The organism is Actinomyces weissii (assembly GCF_016598775.1).
In the GTDB taxonomy this organism is placed as follows: domain Bacteria; phylum Actinomycetota; class Actinomycetes; order Actinomycetales; family Actinomycetaceae; genus Actinomyces; species Actinomyces weissii.
Window position 1 is genome coordinate 85,207 of sequence record NZ_CP066802.1, and the last position, 16,958, is coordinate 102,164.

The 16,958-nt window shown below is 66.0% G+C and carries 12 protein-coding genes and 1 CRISPR repeat array (1 of these 13 running past the window's edge); of the genes, 9 read left to right on the top strand and 3 right to left on the bottom strand.

From position 1 onward, the window contains the following. Positions 1-736: 736 nt before the first annotated feature. From JG540_RS00395 to JG540_RS00405, 3 genes are all read right to left on the bottom strand, one after another. Complete coding sequence (locus JG540_RS00395) at positions 737-1,096, bottom strand: Abi family protein (protein ID WP_200275984.1); 360 nt, start codon at positions 1,094-1,096, stop codon at positions 737-739. Positions 1,097-1,534: 438 nt separating this feature from the next. Further along, positions 1,535-2,749 carry a PTS transporter subunit IIC gene (locus JG540_RS00400; RefSeq protein ID WP_200275986.1) on the bottom strand — a complete coding sequence of 405 codons (1,215 nt, stop codon included), beginning with the start codon at positions 2,747-2,749 and terminating at the stop codon, positions 1,535-1,537. A gap of 278 nt (positions 2,750-3,027) precedes the next feature. Then, positions 3,028-3,534 (bottom strand): transcription repressor NadR, encoded by a 507-nt coding sequence (locus JG540_RS00405; protein WP_200275988.1) that lies wholly within the window; start codon positions 3,532-3,534, stop codon positions 3,028-3,030. Between the two features lie 706 nt (positions 3,535-4,240). Between JG540_RS00405 and nrdH the strand changes: the two genes are divergently transcribed. The 9 genes from nrdH to cas2 all read left to right on the top strand — a co-directional run bounded on the left by nrdH (position 4,241) and on the right by cas2 (position 15,892). Then, positions 4,241-4,486 (top strand): glutaredoxin-like protein NrdH, encoded by a 246-nt coding sequence (nrdH, locus tag JG540_RS00410; RefSeq protein ID WP_200275990.1) that lies wholly within the window; start codon positions 4,241-4,243, stop codon positions 4,484-4,486. A gap of 16 nt (positions 4,487-4,502) precedes the next feature. Beyond that, positions 4,503-4,922 (top strand): class Ib ribonucleoside-diphosphate reductase assembly flavoprotein NrdI, encoded by a 420-nt coding sequence (nrdI, locus tag JG540_RS00415; RefSeq protein WP_200275993.1) that lies wholly within the window; start codon positions 4,503-4,505, stop codon positions 4,920-4,922. Further along, positions 4,907-7,060, top strand: a complete 2,154-nt coding sequence (nrdE, locus tag JG540_RS00420) for a class 1b ribonucleoside-diphosphate reductase subunit alpha (protein WP_200275995.1) — start codon at positions 4,907-4,909, stop codon at positions 7,058-7,060. The genes nrdI and nrdE overlap by 16 nt, the downstream gene beginning before the upstream one ends. Before the next feature lie 452 nt (positions 7,061-7,512). Beyond that, positions 7,513-8,715, top strand: a complete 1,203-nt coding sequence (gene cas7g, locus JG540_RS00425; protein WP_200275997.1) for a type I-G CRISPR-associated RAMP protein Csb1/Cas7g — start codon at positions 7,513-7,515, stop codon at positions 8,713-8,715. Further along, on the top strand, positions 8,715-10,265 hold the full coding sequence (gene csb2 / locus JG540_RS00430) for a type I-G CRISPR-associated protein Csb2 (RefSeq protein ID WP_200275999.1): 1,551 nt from the start codon (positions 8,715-8,717) through the stop codon (positions 10,263-10,265). Before cas7g ends, csb2 begins: the two co-directional genes overlap by 1 nt. Positions 10,266-10,270: 5 nt before the next feature. Further along, positions 10,271-12,949, top strand: coding sequence for a type I-G CRISPR-associated helicase/endonuclease Cas3g (cas3g, locus tag JG540_RS00435; protein WP_200276001.1), 2,679 nt, complete (start codon positions 10,271-10,273; stop codon positions 12,947-12,949). A 4-nt stretch (positions 12,950-12,953) separates the two neighbouring features. Beyond that, positions 12,954-13,982 (top strand): hypothetical protein, encoded by a 1,029-nt coding sequence (locus JG540_RS00440; protein ID WP_200276003.1) that lies wholly within the window; start codon positions 12,954-12,956, stop codon positions 13,980-13,982. 45 nt (positions 13,983-14,027) lie between these two features. After that, on the top strand, positions 14,028-15,593 hold the full coding sequence (gene cas1 / locus JG540_RS00445) for a CRISPR-associated endonuclease Cas1 (RefSeq protein WP_234042822.1): 1,566 nt from the start codon (positions 14,028-14,030) through the stop codon (positions 15,591-15,593). Next, entirely contained in the window at positions 15,593-15,892 is a 300-nt protein-coding gene (gene cas2 / locus JG540_RS00450; protein WP_200276006.1) for a CRISPR-associated endonuclease Cas2, read from the top strand. Before cas1 ends, cas2 begins: the two co-directional genes overlap by 1 nt. Before the next feature lie 177 nt (positions 15,893-16,069). Then, positions 16,070-16,958: direct repeats of the CRISPR family, unit length 36 nt; unit sequence GTTGCAGTCCCTTCGGGGACTGCGCTTCATTGAGGG (it continues 150 nt past the right edge of the window).

Genomic DNA, 16,958 nt, shown 5'->3' on the forward strand with positions numbered 1-16,958 from the left:
GGGGAAAGTGGCGTGTCATAGGTGGGTGCATATGGGGCTGTGGGTCAGAGTTGTTTTCGACCAAGAAAGCGCTCGCGCAGGCAGGCCCCGCATATTGTCCTACTATGCCACTCTTGACGTTCCCGACTCTACCGTACGCACCATCAGTGAGCGGCTGGCCGCACGCCGCAAGGTCCATGACCTCCGGCCCGCTCAGCGGGCTGCTGCGGTCTTGGTTCAGGCGGTGGTGGTGCTGCGTTGTCTTCTCGATGTCACTACTATGAAAGTCCTGGCTCGTGACAGCGGCATCAGCTTGAATGACCGCCTACCGATATGAGCATGAGGCCCTGGAGGTGATTTCTGGCAAGGCTCCGTCTCTCAGTGATGTCATCGAGCGCATGCAGCATGACGGTGAGTCCTTATGCTGCCTGGATGGGACCTTGATCCGCCCCGACTGGGTCGCATCGCGCGATCCCGATACCGGTGATCTACTGTGGTACTCCGGCAAGCACACGGCCTGCGGTGCCAATGTCCAGATACTGACCGGCCACACCGGCCATCAGGTGCGGATCAGCCCGGTCGAACCGGGTTCGGCCCATGACGCCACTCCCTTCCAATGCTGTCCAAGGCTGCAGCCGATGGGCTACTCGCCTTGGCCGACAAGGGCTGCACAGGGGAGGGTATCGGCACTAGCAACCCCATCGAGGGCGACAACCCCTGCCCTGATAACATCGCCTACAACACTATCCAGGCTGGTCTACACGCCTCCTCCGAAGGAGCCAAGGCTCCACTCAAAAGTTTCAAGGCCCTGAGAAAAGTCAGCCTGACCTCCTCCATAATTGTCACCGTAGTACTCGTCATCTTCAACCTCGACAACCAACCCTGATGAGAAAGGCTCAGTCAGGCTGAAGGAGGAGCCTGGTTTGGAGATGTTAAGGCTGCGTCCGGTGTCGGGGTCTATCTGCCGCATGGTGTGCCGGTAGCCGGATAGCCGGTAGTAGTTTACGGTTTCCAGCTGTTTTTGCGCCCTGTCTGGGTCTTCGATATGCATGCCGCGCGATTGGAAGATGGTGACCTGCTCGGCATAGGTGCAGAATGGTTTCACGTTAGGCTTCATCGCCTCTGGGTGCCTTCCAAAAAAGGATCGGCCCTGGACTCCCACCGTGGTGGGTAGCGGGACCGGTCATGTTGTGAACGAGCCTAGCGCGTCCACGACTGAAGGCGTGTGAGAGTTGCTAGTGACGGTGGCCTCTTGCTGGCTGTCTGCTTGGCTGGGGTCGCCGGAGCCCTGGCCTGCACGCTTTAGGGTCGGGCCTGCTGGGGGACTGGGCGGTTCTTCGTTGGAATCATGGGCTTTTGGGTTGGGGGGGCGCTCCGGCCTGGCTGGGCTTGGGGGCGTGAGGTGTGCAAGTCCTTGGTGGTTGCACGCCTCACTCTCGTGACCCACCTGGGTCCGGTCAGAGAATCGTTGGAATGGCAACGTTCCTTAGCGTGCGCCCCGTTCTGGTGCGTGCAACCGGGCGGAGCGCGGCCTGAGAGGGCAGAGATCTCCCGCTCAGGCCCGGGCCAGGGCCATGTCGCCGGGCCTGATCCAGCCGCGGCGGCGCATGAGCTCGCTTATCGCCAGGGTCAGGGCCGCCGGCGCCACTACCTGCAGGCCCAGGACCAGGGCGAGCAGCTGGCCGGGAGGCGTCGTCGGCGCCATGGTCTGCCAGGTCATGATCTGACCCACCAGCCCCGCCGAGCCCATGCCGGAGCCGATCGAGTTGGACTCCATCCCCACCACCGCCGTGGCCACCGGCCCCAGCAGGGCCGAGGCCAGTGTGGGCGGCACCCAGATCAGCGGGTGGCGCACGATATTGGGCACCTGCAGCATGGAGGTCCCCAGCCCCTGCGCCACCAGCCCGGACCAGCGGTTCTCCCGGAAGGAGGCCACGGCGAACCCCACCATCTGCGTGGTGCAGCCGACCGTCGCCGCCCCGGCCGCCGCCCCGGACAGGCCCAGGATGATCCCCAGGGCCGCCGAGGACACCGGCAGGGTCAGCACCATGCCCATGACCACGGCCACGACCACACCCATCAGGAGCGGCTGGCGCTCCGTGCCCCAGTTGACCACCGCCCCCAGCGCGGCCATGGCCTGTGAGATCGGGGGCCCCAGCAGCAGTCCCACGCCCCCGCCCGCCAGGATCGTGGCCACGGGGGTCACCAGGATGTCCACGGGGGTGCGGCCGGAGACCAGACGGCCCACCTCGACGGCGGCGTAGGCGGCCAGGAAGGCGCCCAGGGGCTCGCCGGGGCCGCGCAGGACCAGGGCGGTGGCACCGGCGTCGGTGGTGAGCAGGGCGCTGCCGGACAGCAGGGCGGCGGCGTGCGCCCCCACCTGCCCGACGACGGCCGCCGAGATGAGGGTGAAGGTGGAGGCCTTCAGGCGGTAGGCGGTGCCCAGGCCTATGCCCGCACCGGTAACCCACTGGGCCACGCGCCCCAGCACCATCACTGCGGCGCCGAGGCTGCTAGGCAGCAGGCTCGCGGCCTGGACCAGGATCGTGCCGACGATCAGGGTGGCGAACAGCCCGTGCGCCATGCCGGTCAGGCCCTCCACCAGCACGCGGTCCGCCCAGCGGTGCAGCCAGCCCGCCACCAGTGGGTAGGGGGTGCGCCGTAGGCTGCCGGGGCGGGTGGTGGCCGGGCTGGCTGCCTGGCTGGAGGTCTGATGCGTTGACGGCGCAGGCGCGGCCGTGGGGGCTGGGGCGGTCGTGTTGCGGGGCATGGCGCCTCCGGGGGCTAGGAACGGTAGCCTCAGACGGCTGTCAGGACAGGTGTCATGACATCTGGATACTAGCTCTCCTGGTCCGTCCAGAGGAAACCGTTGTACCTGGGAGCATTACCGCCAAGGGCAGCTGGGCGGGGCCCTCCTGGAGGAAGCCGGGGCAGACCCCGGGGGCGGCAGGTGCGGACCTCTCAGGGGAGGCCGTGCCCACTCCTTTCGGTCCTGAGGGAGGTCTGGCCGGTATCCCTCAGGACCGGCCCTGCCGGGAGGGGCTGGGCTCAGTCCTCCCAAAGGAGGCCGAGCTCCCTCAGGCGCGCCTCCACCGCGTCCAGCACGGCCTCGTCGTCGGCCTCGATGGTGTGGCTGTGCCAGCCGTTGGTCAGCTCGGCCAGGGTGGTGGAGGTGGGCATCCGTGCCACGAAGGCCTCTACGTCGGCGCGGGAGCGGATCTGCAGGTCCACGGTGATCTGCCCGTAGAGCCGGTGCTCCACCGAGGCGTCCAGCACGGCGGCCCCGGCGTCGACTATGGCCAGCAGCTCCTCAGGTACCTGCTCGCGGCTGTGGCGCACGTGCAGGGAGCGTCGCGGGCGCGTGGAGGGGCGGGCCAGCAGGTAGCCGCGGTTGGTGGCCAGCACAGGGGTCCCGGCGGCGCGCAGCAGGGCGATGTCGCCCACGATCACCTGGCGGGAGACGCCCAGCTCCTGGCCCAGCCTCCCGGCGGGCAAAGGGGCGCGGGAGGACTCCAGGCGCTGGTGGATGCGGTGGCGGCGGGTCTCGGCTTCCACGTCGGGGCTCCTTCCTGCGGGCTGGCTCACGGCTCCGGGTCGATTGTCTCTCAGGGGAGTGCCGGCGGGGCGTGTGCCCGGCGCGCCGCGGCTCCTGGTGGCGGTGGGCTGGCCTTTCTGGGGCGCGCCTGCTGGGGCCTGGCTGGGGCAGGGCCTCCACCGGTCCCGCGTCCTGCTTGGGGTGGCCTGCTGGAGGCTGGGCGGGGCGGTGGGGGTCGGCGACGGCGCCCCGGGGCTTGTGGGGGTGCTGGTGGGGCGGGGCTGCGGGTGGGCGCGACACGCCGGGGCGGTGGGGTGCACAGGTAGCAGTTTGATGACTTTGTCCCCAGGGCGTGGACAGCTGGAGGGCTGGGGAGCGCTGCCGCCTGGGGAGCGTGCAGGAGTTTGTGTCAGTGCCCCGCGAGACCATGATTCCGCGGGTTGCCCAAGGTGCTCCCGTCGTTCCGGCGCCGCTGCCGGAGCAGTGTCCACACCCCCTCCACAAGGGGGTGAGAACTTGTCCACAGGAGAGGAGGCAACTATGCACAGCCTGGTGGTAGACACATCATCTAGGGGTGCTGGCAGGTTCCTACCACTAGGGGTAGTGTCAGTCCTGGTGAGGGTGATCTGCCCTCCCTGGAACTACAAGCGTGTGGTTCCGGTGTCTGAAGGTACAGCCTTGGGACCAGGCCCGAGTCCTGGCCCTGACTCCCCGGAAGGGACTGACATGACCATTACCGTCTACAGCAAGCCCAACTGCGTGCAGTGCTCGGCCACCTACCGCGCCCTGGACAAGGCGGGCCTTCCCTACGAGACGGTGGACATCTCGGTGGACGCTGAGGCCCTCGAGCAGGTCAAGTCCCTGGGGTACGCCCAGGCGCCCGTCGTCATGGCTGGTGGTGACCACTGGTCCGGCTTCCGGCCGGACAAGATCAAGGCCGTTGTCGCCGCCGTCGAGGCCGTAGCGATCTGACCGGCTGGAGCTGCTGGTGGCTCCCGCCGCTGACGGCCCTTTCGTCGTCTACTTCTCCTCCACCTCGGAGAACACCCACCGCTTTGCCGCCAAGCTCGGCTTCCGCAGCGCACGTATCCCCCTGCTGCCACGCGACGAGCCCCTGGTGGTGGAGGAGCCCTACGTGCTGCTCGTGCCCACCTATGGCGGCGGGAACGTCAAGGGGGCGGTCCCCAAGCAGGTGATCAAGTTCCTCAACAACGAGCGCAACCGGAGCCTGTGCCGGGGCGTTATCTCCTCAGGGAACACCAACTTTGGTGAGGCCTACTGCCTCGCCGGGGGCATCGTCTCGGCCAAGCTGGGCGTCCCCCACATGTACAAGTACGAGCTGCTCGGCACCCCCACGGACGTCGAGCGCGTAAAGCAAGGATTGGAAGAGTTTTGGCAGACACTCTGACGGACACCGGGTCCGAGACGGTCCCCCCGGAGCTGGACTACCACGCCCTCAACGCCAAGCTGAACCTCTACGACGCCGACGGCAAGATCCAGTTCGCGGCGGACCGCGAGGCGGCGCGCCAGTACTTCCTGCAGCACGTCAACAAGAACACCGTCTTCTTCCACGACCTGGAGGAGAAGCTCGAGTACCTCGTCGAGGAGGGCTACTACGAGAAGCGTGTGCTGGACATGTACTCCCCGGAGTTCGTCAAGTCCGCCTTCAAGGCCGCCTACGCCCACAAGTTCCGCTTTGAGACCTTCCTGGGGGCATTCAAGTACTACACCTCCTACACCCTCAAGACCTTTGACGGGCAGCGCTACCTGGAGCGCTTCGAGGACCGAGTGACCATGGTGGCCCTGACCCTGGGCGGGGGCGACGAGTCCCTGGCCCTGGACCTGGTCGAGGAGATCATGACCGGGCGCTTCCAGCCCGCCACCCCCACCTTCCTCAATGAGGGCAAGGCCCAGCGGGGGGAGCCGGTCTCCTGCTTCCTGGTCCGTATCGAGGACAACATGGAGTCCATCGCCCGGGGCATCAACTCCGCCCTGCAGCTGTCCAAGCGAGGCGGGGGAGTGGCCCTGCTGCTGACCAACCTGCGGGAGATGGGCGCCCCCATCAAGCGCATCCAGAACCAGTCCAGCGGCGTCATCCCCGTGATGAAGCTGCTGGAGGACTCCTTCTCCTACGCCAACCAGCTGGGGGCCCGCCAGGGGGCCGGGGCGGTCTACCTGCACGCCCACCACCCCGACATCATGCGCTTCCTGGACACCAAGCGGGAGAACGCGGACGAGAAGATCCGCATCAAGACCCTCTCCCTGGGCGTGGTCGTCCCCGACATCACCTTCGAGCTGGCCAAGCGCAACGAGGACATGTACCTCTTCAGCCCCTACGACGTCGAGCGCTTCTACGGCATGCCCTTCTCCGAGGTCTCCGTGACCGAGAAGTACCGGGAGATGGTGGACAACCCCGCCATCCACAAGAAGAAGATCAACGCCCGCGAGTTCTTCCAGACCCTGGCTGAGCTCCAGTTCGAGTCCGGCTACCCCTACATCATGTTCGAGGACACGGTGAACCGGGCCAACCCCGTCAAGGGCAAGGTGGTCATGTCCAACCTGTGCTCGGAGATCCTGCAGGTCTCCGAGGCCAGCGAGCTCAACGAGGACCTCACCTACAAGCACGTGGGCAAGGACATCTCCTGTAACCTGGGCTCGCTCAACATCGCCAAGACGATGGACTCCCCGGACTTCGCCCGCACTATCCGTACCGCGGTGCGGGGCCTGACCGCCGTCTCGGACCAGACCTCTCTGCCCTCGGCACCTTCTATTGACCGCGGTAACCGTGAGTCCCACGCCATCGGCCTGGGGCAGATGAACCTGCACGGCTACCTGGCCCGTGAACGAGTCTTCTACGGCTCCGAGGAGGCGCTGGACTTCACGAACGTGTACTTCGCCTGCGTGCTGTTCCAGGCCCTGACGGCTTCCAACGAGCTGGCGGTGGAGCGCGGGGAGAGCTTTGTGGGCTTCGAGGACTCCAAGTACGCCAGCGGGGAGTTCTTTGAGAAGTACGTGACGCAGGACTTCGTGCCGGTTACTGAGCGCGTCAAGGAGCTGTTTGCCGCCTCCAGCGTGCACGTGCCCACCCGCGCCGACTGGGCGGAGCTTGCGGAGAAGATCAAGGCCGGGGGCCTGTACAACCGCAACCTGCAGGCGGTCCCGCCCACCGGCTCCATCTCCTACATCAACAACTCCACCTCCTCCATCCACCCGATCGTGGCCAAGGTGGAGATCCGCAAGGAAGGCAAGATCGGGCGCGTCTACTACCCGGCCGCCTACATGACCAACGACAACCTGGAGTACTACCAGGACGCCTACGAGATCGGCCCCGAGAAGATCATCGACACTTACGCCGTGGCCACCCAGCACGTGGACCAGGGCCTGAGCCTGACCCTGTTCTTCCCGGACACCGCCACCACCCGTGACGTCAACAAGGCCCAGATCTACGCCTGGCGCAAGGGCATCAAGACCATCTACTACATCCGCCTGCGCCAGGCCGCCCTGGAGGGCACCGAGGTCCAGGGCTGCGTCTCCTGCATGCTGTGACCACCTCGGCCGCTGCCACCCACGGGGCCTGAGGCTCCAGCGTTGATCTGGGCTGAGTTATCTCAGTCCAGACCCTCGTTATCTCATAACTGGGGGTGGTTATCTCATAACTAGGGGCAGTTATCTCATATCGCATGGCGGTGTGGGTGCCAGGCCCGCCCTGCCCGGGTCGGTCCTGGTGCCGTAGACTTGTGGTGCACCAAGGCTCAGGGCCCGCTTCTGGCACGGCCTGCCGCCTGCTTCATTGAGGGTGTGTGGTGTCGTGGATCGGGACACCAGAACTGTTGCCGCCACTAGGTGGCGCTTCGTTACGGAGTGAGTTGTATCGATGTGCTCATGGTATCAGATGTACTGTGTAGTGAAATGGATAGGTTAGGAAAGGTTGTTCGGAGACCCGACCGGGTGTACGCTCCAGGGGTCAGCCACCAAGACCGTCTCGATGAGGAGATCACATGTCTGCCACTCATGCCGTCACCTTTGAGCACCTGCGTGAGGCCTGCAGCCCGGGAGGGGCCAGCGTCCTGACCTCTGTTACCCGGCTGGAGCCCGCTGCTGGACCCCACGCCTCCGTGGCGCCCGCCAAGTTCACCGAGCGTGGGCGTGCCGTCTTCGCCTACGAGCGTCGCTTCCATGACGGCGCCCCGGTGAACGTCGTCCTGATCGACTCCAAGCAGTCCCAGAACAACCGGGCTGAGACGGCGGTCGCCGCCGCTATCGCTGACGGGGACCCTGTGCTCTCCCTTGTCCCGCGCATCGAGCTGGTCTTCCCTGACGGCGCCACCTTCACTGACCTGGAGCTGCCCCACCGGGTCTTTGACGGACAGATCAGGGCCGGCACCATTGACGGCGCCCCGGTGACCGCGGCACCTGAGTACCGGGCGCTGCGTGACGCGTCGGTGTCCCACGCGCGCCCGCTGCTGGAGCGCAGCCCTATGACGCTGCTCCTGGGGGGCTGGGACGCTTCCCGTAAGAGCCACCAGGGCAGGTACCGCAGCATCCTGGTCGGTGAGATCATCGGCGTCCTCGCTGACCAGGAGGGTCCTGCGGAGAGCAACCAGTCCATGCGTGGCGGCGCCCGGATAGACCCCATCGGCATGCACATCGACCTGTCGGACAAGAGTCGCAAGGAGATCGCCGACGCCCAGAAGTCTGAGCTGTCCGGCAAGACCTATAGCAGCGCCACAGACAAGAAGGGCAAGCCGTCCACGCTCGGCCTGGGAGGGATCCCGCCGGTGCTGGAGCAGCTTGGTGGCGTCAGCTGCCGGGAGATCATCCGCTCGCACGTGCTCAGCTTCTCGGCGCTGCGCGCCCTGCGCTTCGACTCCGCCACGCCTGGGGGAGACGTCGCCTGCCGGATGGTGCTCGCTGCCCTGGGGCTCAACGCCCTGGCGCGCGCAGACTCCGAGCTGCTCCTGCGGGCGAACTGCGACCTGGTGGAGGCAGGCCCCGCCGTCGTCACCCTGGACAGGCGCTACGGCCAGAAGGAGGAGCTGGCTCCTCTCACGATCCAGCAGGCGCAGGACCTGCTCAGTGAGGCGATCGCCTACGCAGAGAAGCGGGCTGGCCTGGTGTGGGACGGCTCTGTCCTCAAGGTTGAGGGGAACCCTGCTGTCCAGGAGGCGGCGGTTGACGACGACCGTGACGAGGAAGCCTGATGGGACGCGTCGGCATCACCGCCCGGTTCCCTCTGGGGGTCTACCACGGGCACGCAGCTGACGGCGCCGCCGAACAGGCCCCTACGCCGCTGCGGCTGTTCTCCGCGCTGGTGAACGCAGCCTTCACCGGGTCCACAGCCACCGCAGACGGAAGGCTGGACGCGGCGTCAGCACAGGCGCTTGACTGGCTTGAGGTGCACCCCCCGCAGGGCCTCTCCCTGCCCGCCACTGCGCCTGTCTGCGCCTGGCAGGCTGACAGGGTCGCCTACCGCAAGACCGGCACCATCGAAAAGGGCAGGCCCAAGACGGCTCCCAAGGTCATATCCGACGGCGTCGCCTTGGCCGGGCAGGTCGGGTGGGTCTGGGAGGACATGCCAGACCCTGTACGGGACACGCTGGCCCGGCTGTGTGAGGACGTCTCCTGCCTGGGGGAGACGGACAGCCCAGTGGTGCTAGAGGTTTCTGTCACGGAGGCGAACTGGCGCTGGGACCCCGCAGCCACAGCCTTCACCCCCGGAGGAAGACGGGTGCTGGCCGCGGCCCCGGGACGCCGGTCGGTTCTGGAGCGGTTGCATGAGGAGAGCCGTCCCCGCAAGACCCCGTCTGAGAGCGCAGACCGGTTCCGCGAGAGCAGCGACACGCTCCGACCCTTCCCGACCTCCACCGAGTGCACCCGCGTGCTCCACTACGCTCCTGTGGGCCAGGAGGTCAATGCCGTTGCAGGGACGCCTTGGAGCAACGTGCTGGTCCTGGCGGCAGACCATCCCGAAGGTGTTGTGGCACCTGAGCGGTACGTCGGCTGGTGCGTAGCCTTCCACCGGGCGCTGGTAGGCCGGATCGGGGACGGGGCGCCGCCGGTCGTCACCGGCAGGTACCCCGACAGCCTGCGTGTACCCGCCAACCGTCTGGCGATCCAGTACGTGCCCGCCAGCCTGCTTGCGCAGTCAACCGTCAACCTGGAAGAACCAGCACCGGGAGCCTTCCTCGTCATGGTTCCCCGGGACATCAGCTCAGATGACATGCGGGCGGTCCTGGCTGCCCTGGCCGGAATGACGGAACTCAACTCAAGGTGGGGCCGTATGCGCCTGCGGCGTCACGACGAGGCGGTACTGGCCTCTGAGTTCTGGCGCGCTCCCGCTCCAGGGGCCGCGCGGCTGTGGGCTCCCATGCCTGCGGCCGTACCAGAGGTGACGCGCCAGCGTGGCCCCTGGTCGTTCGATGACGCCATCCTCCTGTCGCTCGGCTTCGTGTGGCGGGACCAGCTGGAGCACGTAGGTAAGGGGGCGGCAGTCTACCGGTCGCTTGTTGAGCAGGTGAGGGGTAGGGGCGCTGGTGTCCTGTGGTACCAGAGTGTCCTCAAGAAAGCCTCCTCCTATGCACACCGGATGCCTGAGGGGATGGTGGCGCAGCCGTACCGGGCGCAGCTAGGTGCAGGAGACCTGCTGGGGGAGCGGGAGCTTGTAGCCATCGGCCAGAGCCGTCACCTGGGAGGTGGCCTCCTGGCCCCGGTGGATGTGCCTGCCGCGATGGCTCAAGGACTTGGGAGGTGAAGGGCATGGTAGTGATCGAAGACTTCGTGGAGTTCTTCGCCGCGGCTCACGACGGCGCCCAGCCCTTCGCCTGGCAGGAGGAGCTGCTACGGAGGCTTGTCACGGAGGGGAAGTGGCCGGACCAGATCGCAGCTCCGACAGGGTCCGGCAAGTCATCGGTTGTTGAGATACACGTCTTCGCCAACGCGCTGGCGGCCTGTGGACAGGGAGCGCGAGTGCCCCGGCGTCTGGCCGTCGTCGTGAACCGGCGGGCGCTGACCGACTCGCACGCTGACCAGGTCGCCCGGCTGCAGCGGCTGCTCAAGGAGGCTTCCGGGGGAGTGTTGTCCCGGGTCCGTGAGGCACTCCTGAGCATGCGTGTAGGTGCGAAGGCCGAGGAGCCCTTGGTTACAGCCGTTATGCGCGGTGCGGCTGCGATCGACCGGGACTGGTTGGACGCGCCTGAGGCATGCGGGGTCCTGTGCATGACCCCAGCGATGTGGGGCTCAAGCCTGTTGTTCCGCTCGTACGGCGCCTGGCCCTTTGCGCGTCCACGGCTCGCAGGAATGCTTGCGCTCGACGCCGTGGTGGTCGTTGATGAGGCTCACCTGAGCAGGCAGCTGCTCGTCACCGCCAGGCGTGTGGCCCAGCTGGCGGGCCCTAGCGCCTCCCGGATCGGCGTCCCTGGGCTGCAGGTGGTGGAGATGACGGCGACGCCGACCACCCGGAACGGCCAGGTCATAGACGTTACGGACTCCTTGCTCGCCTCCGACCCGTCGTTGGCGGCCCGGGTGGGGGCTCCCAAGTCGGTCACCTACGTGCCGACCAGCGCGTGGCCCGCCAACGGCAAGATGACTAAGGCCTACCTCGACGTCGTCGTCGACCAGGTGGTTGCCCAGGTAGAAGCCGCAGCGCAGCAGGCTTCCTCTGGCCCGCGAACGGTGGGCTGCGTCCTGAACCGGGTTGACTCGGCGACACGGGTCGCCAAGGCTCTGCGTGAGCGGGGCCTCAGCTGCCGCACCTGGGTCGGGCGGATGCGTCCTTGGGACCTGGAGAGGCTGAAGCAGTCCGACCCGAACCTCTTTACGACAACCGGATCGGATGCGGTTGACGTCCTGGTCGCGACACAGACCGTGGAAGTCGGTGTGGACCTGGACCTGGCTGCCCTAGTCACCGAGCTGGCTCCTGGCAGCGCCGTCGCGCAGCGCGCGGGGCGTGTCAACCGCATGGCGCGCAGGCAGCAGGGGCCGGTGGTGGTCGTTGGGCCCGCAGCAGGCACTAGGATCCGCAATGACGTGCCCCCCTACGGGGCGGCTGATCTTGAAGCCGCCCGGCAGTGGGTGCTGGATCGTGAGACTGCGGGAAGCCTGTCACCGCAGGCCGTCTGTGCCGCCCCGCCGCCAGCGGAGGAACCACGCAGGACCTGCTGGCAGCGCCCAGAGCCCTGGGACGCGGACCTGTGGGCAAGAACCTCGCAGAGCCTTGTCGTTGAGCCGGAGCTCGACCTGTGGCTACGTGACGAGCTCGATCCTGAGGTGGAGGGGGTCGGGGTAGTGCTCAGAGAGCTGGCACCGCTCGGCGACCCTGCGGCTTGTGAGTCGCTCCTGACTGAGGTCGAGCCGCAGGAGCATGAGGTCTACCCAGCAAGTATCGGTACCCTCCGCTCGCTCGTCCTGGGGCTGGCTGCCGCTGACTCCAGGCCGCTGGAACGGTCGGTGCTGTGGCGTAACGGCGCTCCCCTCGCAGACTGGCAGGCTCTGGTGGCGCAGTCCGGTGAGAAGGCCTCAAAGGACCTGCGTCCAGGTGACCTGCTGGTGCTGGACCCGTCCGTCCCGTTCCTCACCGAAGGCGTGGTCAGCGAAGGCGGTCGGGAGAAGGGAGAGCCGGTACCGTTCGCAGACTTCGCTGGGCTGGTGGGGCAGCGCTCCTCCTCAGTGCGCAACGTGGTGCGCGTGATCACGGACCCGGACTGCCTGGGAAACCTGGCAGACCTCTCCTTGGAGGAGATCAGTGCCGAGCTTGGCCGGGCTCCCTCGGTGCCGCCTGGACGGCAGGAGGGGGAGGCTCCCGCATGGGTGGTCCTGCGCGAGGCAGAACCTGTTGCCTTCGATACGGACGAGCACTCCACGGTCTCCTCCAAGGGGCGGGTGGCTCTGGACAGCCACAACGCCGCCGTCGCCTCTCGCGCGCGGGCGCTCGGTCAGGTCCTTGGCGCGCAGGAGCAGGTAGTGCAGCAACTTGAGGACGCTGGACGCTGGCACGACGTCGGCAAGGGGGACCCCCGTTTCCAACGCATGCTGTGGAGAGGGGATCCTGCAGGGCGTGAGCTGCTTGCCAAGAGCAGCGCCTCCAGCCGCCGGGCCGCTAAGCGTGCCTGGGCTGAATCAGGCCTGCTGGCAGGTTGGCGGCACGAGCTGGCCTCGGCAGCGGCCTACTGGGAGAGCGAGGAGGCGCAAGGAGCGCCTGCAGGGATGCGTGACCTGGTGACGCGTCTGATCGGCACCAGCCACGGAAGAGGCCGCCCCCTGTTCGAGCATGGCCCTGATCAGGCCGGGCCCGGGCAGGCCATTGTCGAACTGGTTGGTGAAGGTGAGTGGGAGGCTCTGGTGTCCAGGACGGACCGTGCCTGGGGGCCGTGGGGGACCGCCTTCCTGGAGGCCTTGCTGCGGGCAGCGGACTGCACTGTCTCAGCGGAGGGGAAGTAGAACCATGATTCTTTCTGGTACCACGTCGAGCGCGCTCACCACCTTTGCGGGGCTCGGGCTGGCACTGATCCTGGAAGGGGCTGGGGCTGAACGACTCCGGCTCGGTTGGACCGAGGCCACAGAGCCGCAGATGGTCGTTACCGCCTCTGGTTACGACGACGACGCCGTGGCTGCGGCGGTCCTCCAGCATGCGCGTGTCAGTGCGCAGGCTGACTCGTGGGTAAGTGCTGACCTTGAGGCCCCGCCTTGGAAAGGAAAAGGAGCGGTGTTCAGCCCCCGTATCAAGAAGGCTGGTACACCGCAGGAGTGGGCCTCTTTGCAAAAGGCTCGTCATGAGGGGATAGACCGGCTAGTCAGTGGAGGTCGGTGGGGGGCTGATATTGACCTGCTCGGGGCCCTTGGTGAACCGGCCTACTGGCCGGTGCGCCGCAACGAAGTCCGGCCGGACGAGGGGGCTAGCCGTTGGGAGATGAAGACCCGCAATCGGGGGGAGGAGTTCGTGGGAAACCGGCTGCGCCATCTAGCTAGGATCGTTGCGGAGCGCTCCCCGGAGCAGGTGCGTGACGGCCTGGTGGGGCGGAGCGTGGTGGATGAGGCCTACAAGGGGAAGCGATCCGATGAGTCGCGTACCTCAACTGGTCTAACAGGGCCTCGCTTCACGGACAGTGCCTTGGCCTGGTGTGCGCTATGGGGCATCTCAGCGTTCCCGGTGGTGCATCGTGTGGGAAGGGTGTCTGTGACCGCTGCTGCGTTCCCTGTCGGAAGCTACACGCCGAAACAGCTGGTGCTGCCAATGCTGGTGGGTGGCTACTCCTTGGCCAGGTGGCGGGCGGTCCTGGTCTCCAGGCAGCTTCATGAGGCCGTGGAGTCCTCTGGGGTTGATGTCCTGAAGGCTGAGCGGTGGCTGTGGGACCGCGGGGTCCGGGCCCTGGCTGCGCACGCAGTCCTGGTTGGTGGCAGCGCAAGCGCCCCAGAGCGCTCGCTGGGCGAGTGCTGTGAGCTCAAGGTGCTGGCTGCATTAGGCGAGGGCTGAGCCGTGGAGCCAAGGGCGTGCGCAGATCCCTTACCAATCAGCCTGGTGCTCCACACAGTTTTCTGTCTGCGCCGGACCTGGCTTGAGTCGGTCGGAGAACGGACGGACACCGCGCAGATGCAGTCGGGCACCTCTGCGCACCGCCGGGTCGACGACGCCAGCCAGAGCAGCCGCTCTGAACACCGTGCTGTCTCCTTGTGGTCTGAGAGGCTTGGTTTGTCGGGGCGCTGTGACGTGGTTGAAGGCAGTGCAGAAGGTCCGTTAACGATTGTCGAGTACAAAGCTACTCCGGTCAGGAACAGGCCTGAGGTTACTGAGGCCAACCGGATGCAGCTGGCCCTTCAGCGGCTGTGCCTGGAGGAGATGGGCCACGAGGTCTCAGGGGCGGAAATCTACTTCACGAGCCACCGCCGCCGTGTGGAAGTTGAACTGGGTGCCCAGGATGTTGCAAGGGCCGAGGACCTGGTTGCACGCACTCGAGAGATAGTTGCTGGCGAGCGGGCACCTGAGCCTCTGGTTGATGACCGACGCTGCCAGTGGTGCTCGCACGTGTCGGTCTGTCTGCCCGATGAGCACCGTTACGAGGAGGCCCGACGGCGGGTGGTTGCCTCCGCTCCCGATGCGCAGGTAGTGCACCTGGCTACTCCGGGGGCCCGGGCCTCGTTGAGGAGCGGTCGCGTGGAGGTGTCGAAGGGGGGCGAGATGCTTCTGAGTGTTCCGGTGGAGCGTGTGCTAGGGCTGGTGATGCACGGAAACGTCGATGTCTCCTCTGCTCTTATGCGTGAGCTGTGCTGGCGGGACCGGTGTGTTGTGTGGTGCTCCTGGTCTGGGCGGGTTATCGGCTGGTCGAGAGGTTCCGATGCCCCTAACGGGCTCCAGAGGGTGCAGCAGCACTTGGCAAGCTCGATAGGACGGCTGGATATCGCGCAGCAGATGGTGAGCGCAAAGATAGCTAACCAGGCGACTCTGCTGCGCAGAAATGGTAGTTCTGTTGAAGGTGTGGCTGCCATGCGTCAGCTGCAGAGGAAAGCGCTGGCGGCGCCTTCGTTGACGGACCTTCTTGGTGTTGAGGGTGAGGCTGCAGGGGTGTACTTCGGATCTTTCTCCACGATGCTTGAGGGTAAGGTTGCCAGTTTTGCGGCAGGTCGGTGGGGCGGACGGCGCCGTCGGCCCGCACCAGATCCCGTGAACGCGGCGCTGGACTACACGTACGCGTTGCTGCTGGGGGAGTGTATAAGGGAGCTGGTGGCATGCGGGCTGGATCCTCATGCTGGGTTTCTTCACGCAAGCTCTAGGAACAAGCCGGCTCTAGCACTGGACCTTATGGAGGAGTTTCGGGCGCCGATTGCGGACTCGTCAGTGGTGAGAGCATTCAGGAACGGTGAGTTGGGAGAAGGGGACTTCCTCTCGGTCATGGGTGCCTGTCGGATAACCGACCATGGGCGCAAGCAGCTGATAGCTAGTTTTGAAAGACGTGCTGAAACAGTTTTTCGGCACCCTGTCTACGGTTACGACACCACGTGGCGGAGGAGTATTGAGATACAGGCGCGCATGGTTCTGGGTGTGATCGACGGAACGCAGCCTTCCTATAAGGGGGTGACCGTACGCTGATGCGTGACGATGTGCGGCGGGCACTTGTTGCATACGACGTTCCGTCTGATCGGAGGCGGACACGAGTGGCCAAGAAGCTCTTGAACTACGGAGACCGTATCCAGTACTCGGTGTTTGTGGTGGATGCGGCCCCGGCGAAGATCATACGGATGCGCGACGAGCTGGATGCGTTGATCGACCCTGAGGAGGACTCGATCTTGATCTGTGACGTGGGGCTCTTGTCCTCGGTGGACGACAAGCGCTTCAGCTACGTAGGGCTGACCCGGACCATCACACCTGATGGGCCGCTTATCGCCTGACGCGAGCGCTGCGGTGGTGCCCGAAGTCCCGGGGAGCGCTTGCGTCCATCTTTCCTTGTGACTGAGCGGAAAACACGCAACAGTCTGTGCTGTCCAGCAAGATGGGATGCCTGCCAGGCTGGAGCGCTCGCAGGTAGGGCTCTAAGCGGCTCAGTTACGCGGTATTATCACGGGGCCGTTGCAGTCCCTTCGGGGACTGCGCTTCATTGAGGGGGGCCAGGCGTCTAGGAGGGCGGTCAGCGGTTCAGGGTTGCAGTCCCTTCGGGGACTGCGCTTCATTGAGGGCGCACAGATTGGTCTAGCGGTGTCGGTGCGGAGGTGTTGCAGTCCCTTCGGGGACTGCGCTTCATTGAGGGGGGTCTGGGGATTCTCGAGTGCGGACTTTTCTGTGCTGTTGCAGTCCCTTCGGGGACTGCGCTTCATTGAGGGGTGACTGACTGTCACTCGCAGACTGGCCACTAGTGTTGCAGTCCCTTCGGGGACTGCGCTTCATTGAGGGGCCCTCATCACCGAGACCTCCGGAGCCCGCACGCTCGGTTGCAGCCCCTTCGGGGACTGCGCTTCATTGAGGGGTGCTGGCTGCTGCCATGCTTGGTGTGGGTGTCGCGTTGCAGTCCCTTCGGGGACTGCGCTTCATTGAGGGCTGGGGTTTACCAGAGCCGTAGCGGGCGACTTCGTGAGTTGCAGTCCCTTCGGGGACTGCGCTTCATTGAGGGTCCTCCATGTTTCCGGTGCCCAGGGTGGAGCCGGTTGTTGCAGTCCCTTCGGGGACTGCGCTTCATTGAGGGGCGGTCACGCTCCAGGCGGCGCTGGCGGCCGAGGGGTTGCAGTCCCTTCGGGGACTGCGCTTCATTGAGGGTGCCTGGCAGTCGCTTAAAGAGTGGGCTCAGCCTTGTTGCAGTCCCTTCGGGGACTGCGCTTCATTGAGGGCACCACTCCGCGCGCACCATCGTCCTGGACCACCGGGTTGCAGTCCCTTTGGGGACTGCGCTTCATTGAGGGATACACTGGCAAGGCGTTGAACGCCGCCCTGGACGCGTTGCAGTCCCTTCGGGGACTGCGCTTC

Excerpts from the sequence above, each read along its gene's own strand:
- JG540_RS00400 (WP_200275986.1), bottom strand. The coding sequence starts at position 2,749 with ATGCCCCGCAACACGACCGCCCCAGCCCCCACGGCCGCGCCTGCGCCG.
- JG540_RS00395 (WP_200275984.1), bottom strand. The coding sequence starts at position 1,096 with ATGAAGCCTAACGTGAAACCATTCTGCACCTATGCCGAGCAGGTCACC.
- cas2 (WP_200276006.1), top strand. The coding sequence starts at position 15,593 with ATGCGTGACGATGTGCGGCGGGCACTTGTTGCATACGACGTTCCGTCT.
- cas7g (WP_200275997.1), top strand. The coding sequence starts at position 7,513 with ATGTCTGCCACTCATGCCGTCACCTTTGAGCACCTGCGTGAGGCCTGC.
- JG540_RS00440 (WP_200276003.1), top strand. The coding sequence starts at position 12,954 with ATGATTCTTTCTGGTACCACGTCGAGCGCGCTCACCACCTTTGCGGGG.
- cas3g (WP_200276001.1), top strand. The coding sequence starts at position 10,271 with ATGGTAGTGATCGAAGACTTCGTGGAGTTCTTCGCCGCGGCTCACGAC.
- csb2 (WP_200275999.1), top strand. The coding sequence starts at position 8,715 with ATGGGACGCGTCGGCATCACCGCCCGGTTCCCTCTGGGGGTCTACCAC.
- nrdH (WP_200275990.1), top strand. The coding sequence starts at position 4,241 with ATGACCATTACCGTCTACAGCAAGCCCAACTGCGTGCAGTGCTCGGCC.